The organism is Rhodospirillum sp. A1_3_36 (genome assembly GCF_047263945.1).
In the GTDB taxonomy this organism is placed as follows: Bacteria; Pseudomonadota; Alphaproteobacteria; order Rhodospirillales; family Rhodospirillaceae; genus Rhodospirillum.
On the sequence record NZ_JBLAVB010000028.1, the window covers coordinates 14,308 to 33,271 of the forward strand.

Annotated in this window: 15 protein-coding genes; 4 read left to right on the forward strand and 11 right to left on the reverse strand. The window is 62.8% G+C overall.

Annotation, left to right across the window (positions count from 1 at the left end):
• Positions 1-70: 70 nt before the first annotated feature.
• Together ACLIRY_RS24605 and ACLIRY_RS24610 are read right to left on the reverse strand one after the other, a co-directional pair.
• On the reverse strand, positions 71-1,381 hold the full coding sequence (locus tag ACLIRY_RS24605) for a sensor histidine kinase (RefSeq protein WP_413208074.1): 1,311 nt from the start codon (positions 1,379-1,381) through the stop codon (positions 71-73).
• 159 nt (positions 1,382-1,540) lie between these two features.
• Positions 1,541-2,719, reverse strand: coding sequence for a PQQ-dependent sugar dehydrogenase (locus ACLIRY_RS24610; RefSeq protein WP_413208075.1), 1,179 nt, complete (start codon positions 2,717-2,719; stop codon positions 1,541-1,543).
• A gap of 271 nt (positions 2,720-2,990) precedes the next feature.
• On the opposite strand from ACLIRY_RS24610, the gene ACLIRY_RS24615 reads away from it, so the two are divergent.
• Positions 2,991-3,590, forward strand: a complete 600-nt coding sequence (locus ACLIRY_RS24615; protein ID WP_413208076.1) for a GNAT family N-acetyltransferase — start codon at positions 2,991-2,993, stop codon at positions 3,588-3,590.
• Between the two features lie 232 nt (positions 3,591-3,822).
• Positions 3,823-4,062, forward strand: coding sequence for a hypothetical protein (locus ACLIRY_RS24620; protein ID WP_413208077.1), 240 nt, complete (start codon positions 3,823-3,825; stop codon positions 4,060-4,062).
• Positions 4,063-4,404: 342 nt separating this feature from the next.
• Here ACLIRY_RS24620 and ACLIRY_RS24625 read toward each other — a convergent pair whose 3' ends face one another.
• The 4 genes from ACLIRY_RS24625 to ACLIRY_RS24640 all read right to left on the reverse strand — a co-directional run bounded on the left by ACLIRY_RS24625 (position 4,405) and on the right by ACLIRY_RS24640 (position 9,916).
• Entirely contained in the window at positions 4,405-5,703 is a 1,299-nt protein-coding gene (locus tag ACLIRY_RS24625; RefSeq protein ID WP_413208078.1) for a methyl-accepting chemotaxis protein, read from the reverse strand.
• Positions 5,678-6,202 carry a PAS domain-containing protein gene (locus tag ACLIRY_RS24630; protein WP_413208079.1) on the reverse strand — a complete coding sequence of 175 codons (525 nt, stop codon included), beginning with the start codon at positions 6,200-6,202 and terminating at the stop codon, positions 5,678-5,680. Before ACLIRY_RS24630 ends, ACLIRY_RS24625 begins: the two co-directional genes overlap by 26 nt.
• A gap of 422 nt (positions 6,203-6,624) precedes the next feature.
• Positions 6,625-7,431, reverse strand: coding sequence for a ligase-associated DNA damage response endonuclease PdeM (gene pdeM, locus ACLIRY_RS24635; protein WP_413208080.1), 807 nt, complete (start codon positions 7,429-7,431; stop codon positions 6,625-6,627).
• 34 nt (positions 7,432-7,465) lie between these two features.
• The gene (locus ACLIRY_RS24640; RefSeq protein WP_413208081.1) at positions 7,466-9,916 is read right to left on the reverse strand and encodes a ligase-associated DNA damage response DEXH box helicase; all 2,451 of its coding nucleotides are present in this window, start codon (positions 9,914-9,916) and stop codon (positions 7,466-7,468) included.
• Between the two features lie 273 nt (positions 9,917-10,189).
• Between ACLIRY_RS24640 and ACLIRY_RS24645 the strand changes: the two genes are divergently transcribed.
• On the forward strand, positions 10,190-11,224 hold the full coding sequence (locus ACLIRY_RS24645) for a ligase-associated DNA damage response exonuclease (protein WP_413208082.1): 1,035 nt from the start codon (positions 10,190-10,192) through the stop codon (positions 11,222-11,224).
• Positions 11,221-12,798, forward strand: coding sequence for a cisplatin damage response ATP-dependent DNA ligase (locus tag ACLIRY_RS24650; RefSeq protein ID WP_413208083.1), 1,578 nt, complete (start codon positions 11,221-11,223; stop codon positions 12,796-12,798). Before ACLIRY_RS24645 ends, ACLIRY_RS24650 begins: the two co-directional genes overlap by 4 nt.
• 335 nt (positions 12,799-13,133) lie before the next feature.
• On the opposite strand, the gene ACLIRY_RS24655 is transcribed toward ACLIRY_RS24650, so the two are convergent.
• The 5 genes from ACLIRY_RS24655 to ACLIRY_RS24675 are packed head-to-tail and all read right to left on the reverse strand — an operon-like array spanning position 13,134 to position 18,909.
• On the reverse strand, positions 13,134-14,069 hold the full coding sequence (locus ACLIRY_RS24655) for a 2-dehydro-3-deoxygalactonokinase (protein WP_413208084.1): 936 nt from the start codon (positions 14,067-14,069) through the stop codon (positions 13,134-13,136).
• Entirely contained in the window at positions 14,066-14,713 is a 648-nt protein-coding gene (locus ACLIRY_RS24660; protein WP_413208085.1) for a 2-dehydro-3-deoxy-6-phosphogalactonate aldolase, read from the reverse strand. The genes ACLIRY_RS24655 and ACLIRY_RS24660 overlap by 4 nt, the downstream gene beginning before the upstream one ends.
• Before the next feature lie 4 nt (positions 14,714-14,717).
• The gene (locus ACLIRY_RS24665; protein ID WP_413208086.1) at positions 14,718-16,871 is read right to left on the reverse strand and encodes a dihydroxy-acid dehydratase; all 2,154 of its coding nucleotides are present in this window, start codon (positions 16,869-16,871) and stop codon (positions 14,718-14,720) included.
• A 26-nt stretch (positions 16,872-16,897) separates the two neighbouring features.
• On the reverse strand, positions 16,898-18,046 hold the full coding sequence (gene dgoD, locus ACLIRY_RS24670) for a galactonate dehydratase (RefSeq protein ID WP_413208087.1): 1,149 nt from the start codon (positions 18,044-18,046) through the stop codon (positions 16,898-16,900).
• A 41-nt stretch (positions 18,047-18,087) separates the two neighbouring features.
• Complete coding sequence (locus ACLIRY_RS24675; protein ID WP_413208088.1) at positions 18,088-18,909, reverse strand: FadR/GntR family transcriptional regulator; 822 nt, start codon at positions 18,907-18,909, stop codon at positions 18,088-18,090.
• Positions 18,910-18,964 lie beyond the last annotated feature (55 nt).

Sequence of the window (18,964 nt, forward strand, 5' to 3'; positions counted from 1 at the left end):
CGAGTTTCCTGAAGAGTGCGCGGGGATATCCTGTAACAATGGAGAAGGATGGCCCCAGACAGCCTTCTCCTCAAGCGATAATGACCCGATCCGGCGGCATGATGACAGTCACGACGGTTCCTTGACCCCGCGCGCTTTTGATCTTTAGACGTCCCCCATGCAGTTCCACCAAGGCCTTGCTCAGGGGCAACCCCAGCCCCGTCCCCTCACTGTCTTTGGCCGTCTCGTGGTGAACTTGGCCGAAGGCTTCAAGAACTTTGGGGATATCATTCGGATCCATGCCCACACCCTGGTCCGACACGCGGATGATCAACCCCTTGGGTCCATCCAGAAAAATGCGGATCCGCACTTCGCCCCCGGGTTTGCTGAACTTCACGGCGTTGGTCACCAAATTGAGCAGGACCTGCTTGATCCGCCGGACATCCCCCCGCAGGCCGGGCAGGAAGGTGGGGAAGATCTCTTTTACCGTCACGCCCTGCCGCTTCGAGCGGGGCATCAACAGGTCGGTCACCTCTCGCACCACCTCGATCAGATCCACCACCTCTTCGTTCAGTTCGAAGCGCCCCGCTTCAATCTTGGCGGTATCGAGCACGTCATTGATCAAGGACAGCAAATGCAGGCCCGAGCGGTGGATGTTGTCCACATATTCGGGATAGTGGGGGTGATCGAGAGGACCCTGAACCTCCGATCTGATCATGTCTGCGAAGCCGATAATGGCGTTCAAGGGGGTGCGCAATTCGTGGCTCATATGGGCCAGGAAATCCGATTTGGTCTGGGCTGCGGCCTCGGCCTGGGCCTTGGCTTCAATCAGACGTTGTTCGGCCTCCTTCCGGGGCGTGATATCGCTCAGGGATCCGGCCATCCGCCGGGCTCGATTGGTCTCGTCGCGCAACGCCAACCCCCGCTGCAGCACCCAACGGGCTCGGCCCTTGGGATCCTCCGTGCGGTATTCGCATTCGAACCAAGCGGACTGCCCCTTGATATGGGCGACGATGCGGCGGCGGAATTCCGGCAGGTCCTGAGGGTGGATATAGGAGATCAACGCCCAAGAGGTTTTCGCCAATTCATGGGCCGGGATATTGACAATCTCCTCGGCCCGGGGAGAGACGTAAACCGAGTCCGTATCCAGGTTCCAATCCCACAGGCCATCGTTCGCCCCCATCATGGCCAGGGCAAAGCGCTGCTCCCTCCGCTCAAGGGGGGAGAGGTCCTCTGGCTCGGGGGGAAGGGGCTCGGGGGGGACCGGCGGTAGCGCTCCCCCTTTTGTCCGGCGTCTTAGGGAGATCTCCAAAGCAAAGTACCGCCTCCCCCACAACAGACCAATGGCCAATAGGCCGAGTCCAACACAGACCCAGGCGACAGTGCTCCAATTGGCCCCCATACCCCACATACTCCCCTAAAACCCCACCCGCCTTGTCAGACACACTAAACGAAGTGAAAGGCTGAGAGCCAGCGCGTATCCCAACTCACTGTTTGGCCGATTGGTCTTTACCGGTCGCCTACCGCTCAACTTTGCGATCAAAGGCGGTCGCCCCAATCATCAGACCGGCCCCATACGGTACAGGACTCCTTCCTCCTCATCTGTTAGCAGGTATAAGGCCCCATCAGCCCCTACTGCAACTGCCCTGACTCGCCCAACCACACCATCAAGGAGAATTTCTTGATGAACGATCCGGTCTCCCTCGACCACCAAGCGGCGCAGGTGGGTATGGGCGAGCGCCCCCGCAAACAGGTTCCCCCGCCAAGATGGGAAGGCTGTTCCGTCGTAAACGGCGAGGCCGGAGGGGGCAATGGAGGGGGTCCAATGGATCACCGGTTGGGCCAGCCCCGGCGCCTCAGTCAGGCCACGGCCCACCTGAAGGCCGGAATACTCGCGCCCATAGGTGATGGTCGGCCAGCCATAGTTCACAGCTTTGACGATCAGGTTGACCTCATCGCCGCCCCGGGGACCATGCTCCGTTTCCCACAGGCGGCCCGTGGCCGGATCGAATGCCAGCCCTTGAAGGTTGCGGTGCCCCAGGGACCAGACGGTGGGCGACGCGCCGTCTTGTCCCAAAAAGGGGTTATCCGGTGGGATGGAGCCATCCGGATTGATCCGGTGAACCTTGCCTCCGTCGTTTCCCGGGTCGGGGGCCCGCGTCCGTTCGCCCCGGTCGCCTACGGTAACGAACAGCCTGCCGTCGGCGCCAAAAGCCAGGCGGGAGCCGAAATGGTGCCTCGCCGATCCCACGGGCCGGGCGGTGAACAGGGTCTCGACATCCACCAAACCACCATCGCTCAGCCGCCCCCGGGAGACCCGCGTGGTCAATCCCCCGTCCAAGGCCACGGAATGGGTCAGGTAAACCCAGCGGTTGTCGGGGAAAGCCGGATCCAGAGCCACGTCCAACAAACCTCCCTGCCCCTGAGCCGCCACCGATGGCAGACCTGCGAGAGGGGCAGAGAGCGTCCCCGTTTCCGGATCCACCACCCTCAGCCGCCCGGGACGTTCGGTCACCAGAAAGCGACCATCCGGCATTTGGGCCAGCCCCCAGGGGTGCTCCAGACCTCGGACAACGGGGGTCAAGCGGAAGCGGGTTTCCTCGCTGTCGAACATCTGCTGGGCGACCGCCGGAAGGCTGGACAGCAGTCCTCCGACCAGACCGAGGAGAGCAAAGGAAGTCCTGGAAACGCCCATGGCGACAATCTCCGACAGTTTTGGTTGGTGTTGCTGAAAAACCATATGGTCCGCCGTTCCTGCACCCACAAGAAATCCAACGCATAAGGAGCTTGACCGGGGAGACCCCTTCGCTGTATCCGATTTCCCATTGGTGGACATAAACCCCTAGACAGAGCGAGACCCCATGCGGGCCCATTGGTTTGATAGACGACGACGAATGAACCGCCGCGCCATAGCGCGGCAGGTCGTCGCCGTGTGCAAACGGGCCTAGGAGAACGCAGAGTTCGAAGGTTCCCAAAGGCCGGCGCCGCCCAAAGCGGAAGGCAGCCCCACCATGACACCCTTTGATGCCCTGGGAACCACTGAAATGCTTCATATCTTACCCGAGGGCGCGTCCCTTGGCGCCTCCATCGAAACCCTCCTCGACCGGGCCTTTGGCCCGGGTCGGACGGCGAAGACCTCTTACCGGTATCGGGAGAGCGTCGATCCTCTGCCTCATCTTTGTTTTACGGCCTTCACCGATGGTGTCTTGACGGGCACGGTCCGGCATTGGCCCCTGCGGCTGTCTGGAGCCGAGGGGTCGGCTTTGAACGTTGCCCTGCTGGGTCCCATCGCTGTCGATCCCGCCCTGCGGATTGGCGGCATCGGCGGCACCTTGATGCGTCACGCCATCGCCGAGGCCCAAAGGACCGGCACGGACATGATCATCCTGGTGGGAGATCCGGCCTATTATACCCGGTTCGGCTTCCGCCCGGCTTCCGACTTCGGTGTGATGATGCCCGACGAGTCCGCCCCCCGGGTGCAAGCCCTGCCGCTGACGGCCCAGGCCGCAGCCATGCGGGACGGTGGGCTGGTTCTGCCTGCGGGTGATCTGGTCGGCATTGCCACCCCGGCCTTGCTTCGCCGAAGCTCCTCCGTCGTCCGGGCGGCGTAACGGCCCCGCCACATCCGCTCCCACCCCCAGTTGACACCCCCGGAAGCGCTCTCCCGGCGCTTCCGGCAAGCTTTTTTGCCCTTACCCATTAGATCAAATGGTTAGAGCATCGAGAGGATCAGAAAACCGGTTGTCCGCTCCGCGTTCCCTGCGGTCCCCACTTTTCCGCTCGATGCTCTAAGGCTATTTTCCTATAGTGTCAGGATGCCTCGCTCATCACTCAAGGGTTCCCATGACACGCATCACCCTTTCCGCTCTCGTCCTTCTGGCCGTCCTCTCCGCTTGCGGGAGTGACAAAACCGCAAGGGAGTCGGAAGGCGGAGGCCTGCCCATGGCCTGCGCCATCGTCGAATGCGACTGCATCCGCTCGACCATCGGTATTTTCACCACCGAGGATCCCAAGGCCGTGGAGTGGACTGCGGACGGCAAAGCCAGCTGCCCTGCCGGATGGACCCTGCGTCGGCTTAAATGAAGTCACGGTACACGACAGGTGGTATTTTCCCGTCACGGGGCTTTGCCCCGTCCCCCACTGGGGCCGAAAGGCCCCAAACTATTATTTTTGGCCGAAAGGCCCCAGACCCCGGGCTAAAAAAAATGGGGGCCCATTTGGGTTTGGGCTATCGCCCAAAAAATGACGAGACACTGTCGTATACCGTGAAATAAATTGTCCCCGCGACTCAAACCATTTGATCTCGGAGCACTCTCGATCACGATGAAGTCAGGTCTGTCCGACCTGACTTCATAAACGTGATCTAAATCATATAGTTAGAGCGGAATGAGACGGAAAACCGCACACACTTTTCCTCATTCCGCTCTAAGCGGTCACTTCCTTGATGAAACCGTCAACGTCTCGGTCCAGTCGATCCCCATGGCGGGACAAATCCCCTGCGGCGGCGCGTATTCTGGTCACGGCAGAGCCGGATTCCCGCACGCCTGAGGCCACCATGGCAATGTTATCGGCCACGGTCTCCACCCCCTCCACGGCGCTATTGATATTGCTGGAAATCTCCCCCACCGCGCCACGCTGACTTTCCACGGCCTCAAAAATGGCCGTGGCGCCCTCGTTGATCATCCGAATCGTGGCTCCAATGGCTTTAATGGCCGCCGATACCTCCTCGGTCACACCGCACATGGAGCGGATTTGGTTGGCGATCTCTTCCGTCGCCTGGGCGGTCTGGTTGGCCAGGACCTTGACCTCTCCGGCAACCACGGAAAAGCCCTTCCCCGCCTCCCCCGCCCGGGCCGCTTCGATGGACGCGTTCAGGGCCAGCAGATGGGTCTGGCTGGCGATGTCATTGATCAGCTCCACCACTTCGCCGATCCGACCAGACGCATGCGCGAGGCTTGACACCGTTTCCTCGGCCCGCTCCGCCCGCGCCACGGCCTCCTGGGCCACCTGGAAGGACCGCTCAACCTGTTCGCTTACCGCGACGATGGATGTGGAGAATTCCTCTGTCGCCGCAGCAACACCGCTCACGTTTTCAGACGCCCGCCGCGCCGCTGCAGCAACGGTTTGGGACTGGGATCCAGTCTGGTCTGCGATGGCGGCCAACTCTTCCGCTGCGCGCTCCAAGCCTCCCGCAGCCACCCCCACGGAGCGAACGACCTCATGGATGCTCTCCCCCATGGAAGACGCCCCCTCGCGAAAGATCCGGGTGCGATTGTCCATGGCGGCCAGCCCCTCATTCACCCTTCGGGTATAGGTTCCGAAATCCCCCACCATGCCCCGTTCCAGGATCTTGCGGTAATAGGCGCCCTGGCTGGCATAAAGCAATGCGGCGCCCGCCTCCCGGGCAAAGGCCTCGGTCACATCAAGCAGGTGGTTGATGTCCCGTTGCATGGCGGATAACTCCCCCCGCCCATGAATCCCCAGAATGCGCGTCCCCAGATCACCGCCCGCAGCCAAAGCGCAGGCATGCGACGCCTTACCAACCATCGACCGCACGCGGACCATGTAATAGCTCCCGGCCAACAAGGGGAAAAGTCCCGCAAGACTGATAGCCCCCCCCCATTGCGATGCGCCCGCCAAAGCCAACACGCCCCCCACCAGAGCGAAGACCACCGCGACAAACAGACAGACACCGATCTTAGAGACCGTGGATATATTCGTCATAGGACACCCCCTCCCGGACCAGCATGTCCTCAATCATGGTGGAGGAAGCGGCCAAGGCTTCCATCCGCGTAGGATACCGCCCCTCTTCCGCCCGCAGCCGACGATAGAGGCCCTGGATGCCCTCAAGGACCGTGGGACGGGGAACACGTCTATTCGAGTGGTAGCCGGTAATCGCGCCGGATGAACTCTGGGACGGGGTGACATGGGCATGGACCCAGTAATGGTCCCCGTTCTTGGCCAGATTGACCACATAGGCGAAGACCTCATGCCCCGCCTGGATGCGATCCCACAGCAGCTTGAAGATACAAGCCGGCATGTCCGGATGGCGGATGATGTTATGGGGTTTTCCCAAAAGCTCCCGTTCCGAATAGCCCGCAACCCGTAAGAAGACATCATTGGCGTAGGTAATCACGCCCTTTGTATCGGTCTTGGAAACGATAATCTCGTCCCGCCCGAAACAGACCTCCACGCCTGTTGGCGCGCATCCCACCAACGCCATTTCACACCCCTCCCCTGTAGGGGAACCCGTTTTCCGAAAGTCATGCGGTCATTTTTCAACCGTTCCAGACCATCGGAAATCAACCACCCTCTCTTGTATTCACGGACAGTCTCCCGCTTACGCGGTGCCCAAGGACACATTGAGGTACTGGGTTCCTCATTACTCGACGGAGTGAAGCTAATCAAAAGAACCTACTCTTACAATGGCTTTAGCGGTAAGAGTGACGGATTTTGCACGATACACGACAGTGTCATATATTTTTTGGGCGCTAGCCCAAACCCATTTGGGGGCTAATGCCCCAAACCCCCATTTTTTATGGCCTGGGGTCTGGGGCCTTTCGGCCCCAGTGGGGGACGGGGCAAAACCCCGTGACGGGAAAACATCCCTTGTGGTGTACCAAGTGGATTTTGCGTCATTCAACCTCAAGCCGGTTTTCGTGAGCGGGAGGGAATGGCCGCCGGAAAGGGAAGATCTCCCAAGGAAAGACGCCCCTGTCCGTCCTTGGCATCCCGCCCCATTGCCGAGGACGCATCGGCGCCGGATGCAGAGCGTGCCTTGTCCAAACGACCGGAATTGAAGGAATGCACCTTGTTTTCCCCCACGAGGAACACCCGAAAATCCTTGCGGAACACCGCCCGAATGGCCGGATCCCAGACATCCAAGCCGCCGGTGTAGGCGCCAAAAGCGGGCAGGATCAGGCGGTGCTGGTCCGTTATAAAGCAGGGTCGGACAAGCCGTTGCCCATTTACCGTCACCGCAGCCTTGGGGTGATAGTGCCCGGAAACCTCCCCCCGCTCGGTCCGAAGCCCTCCACCCAAAACAGCTTGGTGGCGGAAGGTCAGGGGACCCAAGGTGAGCTCGGGAGCGCCACGTCCCCCCAGGTGCTCGGGCGGAATGGGGTCGTGATTGCCGGTGACCCAGACCCAATCCCGCCCCTGACTCAGGTTGCCCAGAAGTGTCGCTTCTTCCTTCCCCAGGCGAGCGGCGGCATCGACGTCATGGAACGCATCCCCAAGGCAAATGACCACCTTGGGATCATGGCGGCGGATCAAAAGCTTGACCTTGGCCAGGGTCGCGCGGCTGTCCAGGGGCGGCACGAGCTGGCCGGTCCGCCCCGCCATGGCCGATCCCTTTTCCAGGTGCATATCCGCGATAATCAAAGCCCGCTCCCCGGGCCAATAGAGGGCTCCACTGGGATCGGGGAGCAGGCGGGCGCCATTGACCATCATCTTTTGGGGCTTCCTTTCCAGAAACAGCCATCACCTATAGGTCGGCGAAGAGATCCTTGTCCATGCCGTTGGCATCCGGCTCCGTCGCCTCAGCGATCAGGGCTTCGGCTGCGGCATCGCCCAACAGGTCGTCCAAACTGCCCCCCGAGACATTCTCCCTGCCAATGTCGAGCAGCACCGGCACGGCCAGGGGTGACACCCGGGCCAAGGATCGGTGCTGGATCCGCCCCTTCATGCGCTGGAGTAAGCCCGCCAAACGCCCGATGTCGATCAGTCCTCCCAAGGCGTCCTGGCGGGCGGCGCGCAGCAGAATATGGTCCGGTTCGTATTTCTGAAGCACGTCGAAAATCAGGTCCGAATTGACCGTCACCTGACGGGTTGTCTTCTCGTCGCCCCCATGGCGCCGGTGGATCAGCCCGGCGATCACGGAAACGCTGCGGAAAACCCGTTTGATCATCGGGCTCTCAGCCAACCATTCCTCCAGATCATCGCCCAGCATGTCCTCATCGAACAACTCGGGAATGGCCTCGAAGGGGCGGGCACACCACAAGGCGATGGCATAATCGCTGGCCACGAAACCCAGAGGGCGCGCCCCCCGCCGCTGGAGCCTGCGGGTCAGCAACAGGCCGAGGGTCTGGTGGGCATTGCGTCCGGCGAAGCAATAAGCCACCAGAAAATGCCGCCCTCCCCGGGGAAAGGTCTCGACCAAGGTGCGATCCACCCCGGGCAGGGCCGAGCGCCAGCGCTGGATATCCAGCCATTGACGCACGTCACCGGGAAGCCGCCTGCGCCGCTCCGGATCGGCCAGGATCCCCATGACCCGGTCGGCCAAAAGGGTCGAGAGCGGCAACCGCCCGCCCATGTAAGCGGGCACCTTTGGCTCCTCTCCGCTGGCGCGGGTGACCTCCACGACCATGTCCCGGACGCCTTCGAAACGCAGGAGCTCTCCGGCAAAGACGAAGGTGTCACCGGGCACCAGGGCCAGGATAAACCACTCTTCCACCTCACCCAAGACCCGGCCCCGGCGGAGTTTGACGCGGAGCATGGGGGCCTCGACGATGGTCCCCACATTCTGCCGGTACTGGCGGACCACGGTGGCATTGGCCGCCCGGAACCGCCCGTCCTCGTCGGTTTCCAGGCGGCGGTATTGCTCGTAAACACCCAGGGCATAGCCTCCATTCCGCACGAAGCCCACCACCCGGTCGAAGGTTCCCCGGTCCAACCCGGCGTAGGGGGGTGCAGACACCACCTCTCCATAAAGCACGTCGGGATCCTGGGGAGCGCCACAGGCGAGACCGAGGACATGTTGGGCGAGCACATCCAGCCCCCCGGGGCGCGGGGGATCTCCGTCCAGATCGCCCTCGGCCACCGCCTCCATGGCCGCGAGGCATTCCAGCACCTCGAAGCGATTGCCCGGAGCCAGCAGGGCCTGACTCGGCAGATCAAGGCGGTGGTTGGCCCGTCCGATCCGCTGGATCAAGCGGGCAGACCCCTTGGGGGCGCCGATCTGGATCACCAGATCCACCCCTGCCCAGTCGATCCCCAGATCCAGGGAACTGGTACAAACCACGGCGCGTAGGCGGCCCTCGGCCATGGCCGCCTCCACCTTACGCCGCTGCTCCACATTGAGCGAACCGTGGTGCAAGGCGATGGCAAGACAGTCCTCGTTCAGCCGCCAAAGCTCCTGGAAGACCAGTTCCGCCGTCGCTCTGGTGTTGACGAAGATCAGGGTGGTTCCATGGGCCTTGATCTCCCGATAAACGGCAGGAAGGGCGTACAGTGCCATATGCCCGCCCCAGGGCGCATCCCGCCCCGTGTCCAGCAGGCCGACGACCGGCGCCGCTCCCCCTCCGGCCACCACCGTTTCGACCTCGGAGCCAAGGGTCGCAGCCAGCTCCCGGGGGTGGGCCACCGTCGCCGACAGGCCGGTCATGCGCGCCCCGGGCGAGAGGCGCCGCAGATGAGACAATCCCAATGAGAGCAACTCCCCCCGCTTGGTCCCGGCCAGCGCATGGAGTTCATCGATGATCACCGAGTGCAGCTTGCCAAAGAACCGACCGGCATCCGGATAGCTGAGCATCAGGGCCAGACTCTCCGGCGTGGTCAGCAGCAGATTGGGCGGTTTTTCCCGCTGTCGCTTCCGTTTATGGGCCGGCGTGTCACCGGTCCGGGTTTCATGGGTGACGGGCAAGCCCGCCTCGGCGATGGGTCGGGCGAGGTTGCGGTGGACGTCCTGGGCCAGGGCCTTCAAGGGCGAGATATAAAGGGTATGGAGACCATCCCGAGGCCTGTTGGACAGCTCCACCAGACTGGGCAGGAACCCGGCCAGTGTCTTGCCCCCTCCCGTCGGCGCGATCAACAGACAGGACCGCCCCTCCGCCGCCAAGGTTATGAGGCGCCGTTGGTGGCCATGCAAGGCCCAACCCTGATCGACGAACCAGCGATCTAGGGCGGCGGGAAGGAGAAGGGGAAGGGACTGGGTCATGGTCTCACCGTTGGTATCCTCCCTCTCTTCGAAGAGTCTGGGCTCTGCCCAGACCCGCAGTACACCACAGTGTCTCGTATTTTTTGGGCGATAGCCCAAGCCCATTTGGGGGCGATGCCCCCAAACCCCTATTTTTCTTTTAAAAAAAAAAGCTTGGGGTCTGGGGCCTTTCGGCCCCAGTGGGGGACGGGGCAAAGCCCCGACGGGTTCTCTTTTTCATCGAAGAGGAGTATATCGTCCTTACAGGGAAAGATCAAAACAGGAACAAAGTCCATGCAGGCCGATCCTGAACAGTGGCTCCGCGTCACCCCGAGGGGGCTCTATTGCCCGGTCGGAGACTTCTATGTGGATCCCACCCGGCCTGTGGACCGGGCCGTGGTCACCCATGGCCATGCCGATCACGCCAGAGCAGGTCACAAGGCGGTGCTCGCCACCCGGGAAACCCTGGCGATCATGGAAACCCGCCTGGGTCGGGTCACAGGTGCCCAGGTGCTCGCGCCCGGAGAAACGGTGTCCCTGGGCGGCGTGTCCGTCTCCCTCCATCCGGCGGGCCATGTGTTGGGCAGCGCCCAGGTGTTGATGGACTACAAAGGCGCCCGGGTTGTGGTCTCCGGCGACTTCAAGCGGCGAGCCGATCCCACCTGCGCCCCCTTCGAGGTCGTCCCCTGTGATGTCTTCGTCACCGAGGCCACCTTCGCCCTGCCCGTCTTCCGCCATCCGGATCCGGCCTTGGAACTGGCCAAGGTTCTGGAGGCCCTGACCCTTTTTCCGGAGCGCACCCTCCTGCTCGGCGCCTACTCCCTGGGCAAGGCGCAACGGATGATCGCGCTGCTCCGGGCGGCGGGGTATGACGCGCCCCTTTATGTCCATGGAGCCGTGGCCAAGATCTGCACCCTGTACGAGGACCAAGGCGTCCCCTTGGGGGACCTCCGTCCGGTGCCGGACGGGGAGCGGCTGGCCGGCTCCCTGGTCATCCGCCCGCCCGGCACCCTGGGGAGCCATTCCTTCGCCGATCCTCTGGTCGCCATGGCGTCGGGCTGGATGCGTGTCCGGGGGCGGTCTCGGGGACGGAGCAGGGATGTGGAACTACCCTTGATCGTCAGCGACCACGCCGATTGGGACGAGTTGGTCATGACCCTATCTGACGTGGGCTCCCCGCGTATCTGGGTCACCCACGGTCGGGAAGACGCCCTGGTCCGGCAAGCCAAGCTCATGGGAAAGGAGGCCAAGGCCCTCTCGCTGATTGGCTATGGGGAGAGGGAGAGGGAGAGGGAGAGAGAAGAAGAAGACGGAGAGCCCCCACCATGAAGGCCTTCGCTACCCTGCTCGACCGCCTGTCCACCACGCCAGGACAGGACGCCAAAGAGGCCCTGATTGGCCGATATCTGGATACCACCCCCGATCCGGACAGGGGGTGGGGGCTGGCGGTCTTGAGCGGAGACCTGGATCTCCCGCGCCTGAAAGCGGGCACAGCCAAGGCCCTGATCCTGGAGCGGATGGACGCGCAGCTTTTCGCATTGAGTTACGACTATGTGGGCGATCTTGCTGAAACCGTGGCCCTGCTCTGGCCCGACGCTGAGGCCCTTCCTCCGCCTCCCTCCCTGACCGACGTGGTGGAGACCCCCCGCCTGCATCCCCGGGAGCGGATCCCGACCGTGCTGGCGGGCTGGTTGGACGGGCTCGACGCCACCGGCCGCTGGGCCTTGCTCAAGCTGATGACGGGAAGCTTGCGGGTGTGCGTCTCGGCCCAAGTGGCCCGAACTGCCTTCGCCCGTTGGGCCGGACTGGACTTGGCAGCGGTGGAGGAACGCTGGTTCTCACAAAAGCCCCCCTACCCGGCCCTGTTCGCCTGGGCCGCCGGAGGGGTAGCGCCGGACGTAACTGGCCAGACCGTCTTCCGCCCCTTCATGCTGGCCCAGCCCCTGGAGGAGGCGGACCGGGCAAACCTGACCCTCTCGGACTATGCCGCAGAATGGAAATGGGACGGCCTCAGGGTCCAATTGGTCTGTGCGGGCCGGGAGACGCGTCTCTTTTCCCAGGGCGGGGAGGAAATCACGGCGCAGTTCCCTGATGTGGTGAGGCCTATCGATTTCCAGGGGGTTCTGGATGGCCAATTGCTGGTGCTGACACCAGAGGGCGAGCCCGCGCCCTTCACCGACCTCCAGAAGCGACTCACCCGCAAAACGGTGTCAAAGGCAACAATGGGCAAGGCCCCGGCCCATATGCGCCTGTACGACATGCTGGTCGATGGGCCGGAGGATCTGCGTCCCCTGCCCTTCCGCCTCCGACGCGCCCGCCTGGAAGACTGGTATGGCCGCAGCCCCCACCCCCACCTGGACCTCTCCCCCCTGGTGGAGCTGGCCGATTGGGCAGCCTTGGACCACTTGCGGGCCGAGGCCAGGACAGCGGGGGCCAACGGCCTGATGCTCAAGCGCTGGGAGAGCCCCTATGTCGGTGCGCAGGCCAAAGGAGGTTGGATCTCGGCCAAGCCGGATCCCCTTTCCGCCCAGTGTGTCCTGATGTACGTCCACCAGGGACAAGGTGGGCCCGGATTGGGTGGGCAGCCGACCGCCCCCTTCGCGTTGACCTTTGGCGTCTGGAAGGGAGCGGACTTGGTCCCCCTGGGCAAGGCCACCCCCCGTTTCAAGGAAGAAGAGACGAAACGCCTGACCCAATGGATCCGCGAGCACGCTCGGGAGCGGTTCGGCCCGGTCCGCGTCGTGGCCCCTAGCCTCGTGTTGGAAGTCACCTTCGACAGGGTCTATCCCTCACCCCGTCACAAGGCAGGGTTAGCCCTGCGCTTTCCTTTGATCAAGCGGATCGGTTGGCACAAACCAGCGGCGGAGGCCGATCAATTGGAAACCCTGGCGGATTTGGTCTAGCTGGGTACGGAAAACCCCTTTTTCCGTCGTCCCCGACGAAAGCGCTAAGGGATGCACATATTTTTTATTTATGGCTGATCATTTTTATTTCGTCATGCCCGTGAAAACGGGCATCCAGGGTTGATTTCTCTGGTATTGGCGCATAGCGCGTCAGGATGCGTCAATCGCCGCCGCTGGTTCTTCCCACCCTGGATTCCCGCGTTCGCGGGAATGACGAGTAAAAACAAAACGTTATGCCCGCGCCACAGTGAACTCGAGAAACGTGCATCCCTTAGCGCCTGCACGGAAATGACGACTTTGGACAGGTCGCGGACTTTTTCCACAGCCTGTTCAATTTACTTGTCCGCTCCACGCAAGCGGCCCAGCTCCAGAACCCCCCGCTGGGTCGCAGCCGCAGGCGACACGGGCACGGGGACGATACCGCGCGCCTCAAAGGCCATGGCATACCGGAGGGACAGGACCGCCTCTCCCACCAGAAGCACTTCGGGAGCGGGGGCAATGAACCCCCGGGAGCGGACGTCCAAAAGCTCCGTTCCGATCAGAAGACCAGACAGGAAATCGGACACCCCGTCCGCAGCGAGATCACGATACAGGCGGCGCGCCCTTGCGGAAAACACCAGGGAGAGCAGGCTGCCTTCCCCGTCGGATTCCGCTAAACCCTGGGCGAAGGTCGGCCCCGGATGGGCAGGCCCTGACACCGCAGGCTGGCATCCCAGGCCCAAGATCGTATGGGTCATCAGGGCCTTGTGGAGTTCCCCGGTCATACAGGTGGTAAAATCCTCAATCACGCCACCGCTGACCCTGGCCCATTTGGAATGGGTGCCAGGGAGACAGACCACCGCATTGGTGCGCTCCGTCAGGGAGAGCGCACCAATGATCTGGGTTTCCTCGCCCCGCATCACGTCGACCCGATCCGGCGCGCGGGTATCCACACGCACGCCGGCAAGAATCCAGGCATTGTCCAGGCCCGGTGCGGCAATGATCGACGCGGCCAAAGCCGCCGCGTCAACCGGAAGAGGAGGCTGGGGCGCCTCCGTCCATCCGGAGGCCGCACCGACCATGCCAACCATGTAGATAGGAGCCAGCGGCGCCGTGGAGCGCCAAGGCGCAAGCCGCTCCGCACAGTAATCCCGGAAGGAGGACCCCGACAGCTCCCGCATCCCCACCCCACTGGGGATATGCTCCAGGATGGCGCCCGTGACGCCATCCATCAGCCAAGCCCGAAAAGACGTGGTTCCCCAGTCAATAATGATGAGCCGCGGGGCTGTCACAGGGGGGGCTCCCCGGCGCGCAAACGTCGCCATTCGGCAACCAGATCCCGGGCGATGGCGCCGACTTCCTCAGCCGACCGTCCGGGGACATAAAGGTTGGAGCCAAAGCCGAAGCCCCCCGCCCCCGCCGCCCGCCAGTCGGCCATGACCGATAGATTGATCCCGCCCACCGGCATGACCACTGTCCCCTTGGGCAGAACCGTGCGGATATCCTTCAGGTATCCCGGACCCATCCGCGAGGCAGGAAAGAGCTTCAGGCCCCTCGCTCCATTGCGCAGGGCTGCAAACGCCTCCGACGGGGTCAGGAATCCAGGCAAGGGGATCAACCCCGCCTCGGCGGAGGCGGCGACGACCTCCGCATCGGTGTCCGGAGAAATGGCCAACGTTCCCCCCACATCGGCAACCTGACGGACCTGCTCTGCTGTCAGAACGGTTCCGGCCCCGACCATCACCCCGTCCGGGCACCAGGCCGCGAGCCGCTCGATGCTGGTCAAGGGCTCCGGCGAGTTGAGGGGAACCTCGATCAAGCGGAACCCCGCCTCGACCAGAGCGTCAGCGATGGGCAGAATGGTATCGGGGGTGACGCCCCGGAGAATGGCCACGAGGGGCATGTCCCCCATAATGGCGTCGAACATGTCGGTCATGGGACTAGTCCTTCCAAGGGAGGGTGGCCCGCTGGTCGACCAGCCGGGGCACAACCCCCCGGGCGGCATCGGACACCAGATCCATTACATTACAGGCGGCGATATCCAGGCGGCGAACTTCCATGCGGGCCTGACGGTCAGCCCGCATTTCCTCCCGGCTTGGGTCGGTGGTGGGATCGGTCGGCAGGTCCTCACCCGTCAGCAGGGCCGCCCGGTCCAGAAGGTCCAACCGCCGGTCACTCAGTCGCAAACGGAGAATATCCCCGTCCCGAAGGGCACCGATCCCGCCCCCGTCATAGGCTTCCGGGGTCACATGGCCGATGCAGGCCCCTTTGGTCACTCCGGAATAGCGCCCGTCGGACAGCAGGATTGAGGAGGCTTCAAGGATCCGGTGGTGTCGCAGATTCTGACTGGGAGAAAACATCTCGGGCATGCCATAGGCCTTGGGTCCCTGTCCGCCAATGACAAAGGCGAAACAGAGGCGTTGGTGCTCCAACAAGGCCTTGAAATCCATCTCCGCAAGATCCCCTCCGCCATTCCGGGCGGCGACCACCCGGATCAGCTCCGCATCCAGACCCGGCGTGGCGGCCAGACGCTCGATCAGATCATTGGAGGCAAAGTCGGCGTTACAGGCGTGTTCGTCATTGTAGTAGCGGACGATGAAAACATGGTCGTCGAAATGGCCGTATTGTGCGTCGGACATGCCCGAGACTTTCACCGCGCAACTGTCCAGGAAACTCCCGGTCAGGATCTCCACGCCAGACAGGGCACGGATGGGCTTGTCCCGAATGACCGAGCGGTCGCCGAGCGCCGGATCAACGGGTGTGGTCAGGTCCGCCGTCCGATCCCGCCAACTGCCGCCGGTGACCGTCAGCGCCTCCATATCCATAGGAACTCCCAGATCGGAAAGGATCCGATACAGGCTCTCCATCCCCCGATTTTGCCCCGCCTGGAACTGCTGGGCCAGGACGAAGGTATCCCGGTTCTCCGTCAGGCTATGGGCAAGGATTTCCGGAACGGGCGTGGCATCGCGCACCGCCTGATAGTCGGCGATGGTCACGTCGAACCCGGCATGCCGCATGATACAGGGCAGGTGGAGGAGGATGTTGCTCGACGACCCCGTCGCCCCGTGGATGCGCACCAAGTTGGCGAAATTCGCCTTGAGAAGGGAGCAGAGGCTGAATTCGGGCCGGTTGAACAGATCGAACAGGGCATCGACTCCCCGGCTGACGGCCTCATCCCCCGGCAGGGTGGTCAGCAATTCCAACTCGGGCGGCGTCAAGCCCAGGGCGGCGACCATGGTGCGAGAGGAATTGCCCGTCCCGTTGAAGGCGCAGACTCCCCCATGGCTGTCACAGGTATGGGCGGCCAGGGAGTCGAGGAGGCGCCGTTCGGTCTCGCCCTCGATCAGCCCCAGGTTCACCGCACGCTTCAGTTGCCCGGCAAAAGCTTCGTCCGAGGAACATTGGAGGATGTACTCCAGATTGCCCTCGATATCCTCGCCCAGGTCGCCATGACCCGCCGCATGGGCCTTGTCGGCGATCGCCTCCAATTCCTTGCGGGTTTCGGCGGGAACCTTACCGCCTTTCAGAACGTGTTCCGGAGCAAAGACCGCCCAGACCGGTGCCCGGTCTCCCCGATGGCGGCGCGCCACTTCGGCTGCGGCCAACCCCGAAAGAATGGCACTGGGGCTTTTGTCGCAGCCCGACAGCACATAGGCCGCGTGGTAGGAATGGCCCTCGAAGTTGATGTTTACCGCACGCGCGGTGTCATTGCGCGAGGCCAAGCTGTAGCTTTGGCCGATATTGTTCTGAGCCGTCCCGTCACAGATGACCGGAACCGAGAAGGTGAAGGGCACGCCGCCCTTCTGCCAGATCCGCGCCGCCGCCATCAGGGTATGGAGCCGGTCGAGCAGATGGGCCGGATGATCCGGCGACCCCGCGATGATCGCCACCCGGGGGCGGTTGGCGGTCAGTCGGGCGATCACCTCCGGCTGGGTGACGTCGTCCAGAACCGCAAGGGGACTATCCGTCGGCAGCTCCGCCCGGGCATCCTGGAGCAGGCGGACAACGGTGATGGGCTCGTTGGCGAGCCCCTGGATGCACTCGCGGTAGGGATTGGAGGACTCGAGGATCGTGATGGGTTCATTGGGTCGCACTTGGGGACTCCTCGAAGGCATTTGATTTACCATTCTGCAATACTGCCATCCTCATGGCGCCAGACGGGATTCCTCCAGCGGTGCCCTTCCTTGGCCCGTTCGATGACATAGGCCTCGTTGATCTCCACGCCCAGCCCCGGACCAGACGGAATGGTCGTATAGCCATCAACGATGGCCAGAGGCGCGGGATCCACGATGTAATCCAACACATCGTTATTCGTGTTGTAGTGGATGCCCATGCTCTGTTCCTGGATGAAGGCATTGTGACTGACCGCATCCAGATGCAGCGATGCGGCCAGGGTCAGCGGGCCGAGCGGGCAATGGGGCGCCAGCGCCACATCATAGGTTTCCGCAAGGGTGGCGATCTTCCGACCCTCCGTAATCCCACCGCAATGGGACAGGTCCGGCTGGACGATATCGACACAGCGGGCTTCCAGCAGATCGCGGAAGGCGTACCGGGTAAACAGCCGCTCGCCGGTGGCTATGGGATAGCCCAAACCCGCCGTCAATTGGGGCAGACACGGTAAGTGCTCGGGCAGGACGGGCTCCTCCACGAACAGCGGGTGGTAGGGCTCCAGTTCCCGCAGCAGGGCCTTGGCCATGGGGCGATGAACCCGACCGTGGAAGTCGATCGCGATCCCCACATCAGGACCAACGGCCGCCCGGGCCTCGGCCACCCGGGCCACGGCATCGTCAATTTTGCCGTGACTGTCGACGATTTGCAGTTCGGGGGTGCCGTTCATCTTGAAGGCCGTGAAGCCCTTGGCGACCATCGCCTCGGCTTGGGGGCCGATGTCCGCAGGGCGATCCCCGCCAAGCCAACAGTACATGCGCATCTTATCCCGGACCCGTCCGCCCAAAAGCGCATGGACGGGCACGCCCAGGGCCTTGCCCTTGATGTCCCACAGGGCTTGGTCGATACCGGCAATGGCGCTCATCAAAATGGGACCGCCGCGATAGAAGCCGGAGCGGTACAGGGTCGCCCAGATATCCTCAATCCGGCTGGGATCCTTGCCGATCAGATAATCAGAGAATTCATGGACCGCAGCCTCGACCGTGGCGGCCCGGCCTTCGATGACCGGCTCCCCCCAACCGGACACCCCTTCGTCGGTCTCGATCTTCAGGAACAACCAGCGGGGCGGAACCTGCCAGGTCGTCAGTTTGGTGATTTTCATAGTAGGAACCTCTTACCGATCCACAGGGGGGGGCTGCCCAATTAATCCCTGGGATTTTTGTTTCCCAAAGGCCCCATCGGGCCGACCTGGCCTTTCCATTTGGCAAGCAAATCAGCGTCCTCGGAGGCCATCTTTTCCAGACCGAGGTCATAGGCGGTTCGTGCCATCACGCCCAACGCCGCTTCGAAGGTCTCCTCCGCGCGGCGAAGGCGAATGCACTCCATCAGATGGCGGTGGCGCTCCAGACTGTCGCGTAATTCCTCCGCCGTCGCATTCGACGTCCTGACCACCAAAAGAATCGCGGGCCGCAGAATGTGCGCCATTCGGGTCCAGATGATGTTGTGGGTCGCGCGATAAATCGCCGCATGGAATTCAACGTCATAATCGCTATAGGTCTTGCCCTGGCTATCGGCCAAATTGGGCACATCGGATCGTACGGTGGCCTCCATGCCGATAAACGCCTCTTCCATCGCCAACAGGTCTCGGGCCGTCGCAGCGCGGGCGGCCATGGCCGAGACATAGGGTTCGACCGCATGGCGAAAGGCAAAGATATCAGACAGAAACCGTGGATTTGGCGTGTCATGCTGCGCCATCCATTGGGTCATCAACGGATCGAGCAGATTCCAATCCTCGAACGCCTCCACCACCGTGCCATGGCCGGAAACCCGGCGGACGATTCCAAGGGAGGTCAGCATCTGCAGACCAGAGCGAACGGACGGGCGGCTCATCCTAAAGCGCTCGCACAATTCCGTTTCCTTGGGAAGCAGGTCACCCGGCCCCCACCGGCCCGCAAGCAGCTCCGCCGCAAGCTGCTCCGCCACTTGCGTTCCCAAGTCTTTCATTTCACGCGACCGAATAGCCATGACAGCGCGTCTCCCAAGGGGGAAAGAGACTAGAGTGAAGCGGGGCCAGCTTGAC

What these genes read in the sequence shown, in the direction of transcription:
- ACLIRY_RS24630 (WP_413208079.1), bottom strand. Translation starts at nt 6,202, where the DNA reads ATGGCGTTGGTGGGATGCGCGCCAACAGGCGTGGAGGTCTGTTTCGGG.
- ACLIRY_RS24605 (WP_413208074.1), bottom strand. Translation starts at nt 1,381, where the DNA reads ATGGGGGCCAATTGGAGCACTGTCGCCTGGGTCTGTGTTGGACTCGGC.
- ACLIRY_RS24660 (WP_413208085.1), bottom strand. Translation starts at nt 14,713, where the DNA reads ATGACCGACATGTTCGACGCCATTATGGGGGACATGCCCCTCGTGGCC.
- ACLIRY_RS24625 (WP_413208078.1), bottom strand. Translation starts at nt 5,703, where the DNA reads ATGACGAATATATCCACGGTCTCTAAGATCGGTGTCTGTCTGTTTGTC.
- ACLIRY_RS24645 (WP_413208082.1), top strand. Translation starts at nt 10,190, where the DNA reads ATGCAGGCCGATCCTGAACAGTGGCTCCGCGTCACCCCGAGGGGGCTC.
- ACLIRY_RS24620 (WP_413208077.1), top strand. Translation starts at nt 3,823, where the DNA reads ATGACACGCATCACCCTTTCCGCTCTCGTCCTTCTGGCCGTCCTCTCC.
- ACLIRY_RS24650 (WP_413208083.1), top strand. Translation starts at nt 11,221, where the DNA reads ATGAAGGCCTTCGCTACCCTGCTCGACCGCCTGTCCACCACGCCAGGA.
- dgoD (WP_413208087.1), bottom strand. Translation starts at nt 18,046, where the DNA reads ATGAAAATCACCAAACTGACGACCTGGCAGGTTCCGCCCCGCTGGTTG.
- pdeM (WP_413208080.1), bottom strand. Translation starts at nt 7,431, where the DNA reads ATGATGGTCAATGGCGCCCGCCTGCTCCCCGATCCCAGTGGAGCCCTC.
- ACLIRY_RS24675 (WP_413208088.1), bottom strand. Translation starts at nt 18,909, where the DNA reads ATGGCTATTCGGTCGCGTGAAATGAAAGACTTGGGAACGCAAGTGGCG.
- ACLIRY_RS24615 (WP_413208076.1), top strand. Translation starts at nt 2,991, where the DNA reads ATGACACCCTTTGATGCCCTGGGAACCACTGAAATGCTTCATATCTTA.
- ACLIRY_RS24610 (WP_413208075.1), bottom strand. Translation starts at nt 2,719, where the DNA reads ATGGTTTTTCAGCAACACCAACCAAAACTGTCGGAGATTGTCGCCATG.
- ACLIRY_RS24640 (WP_413208081.1), bottom strand. Translation starts at nt 9,916, where the DNA reads ATGACCCAGTCCCTTCCCCTTCTCCTTCCCGCCGCCCTAGATCGCTGG.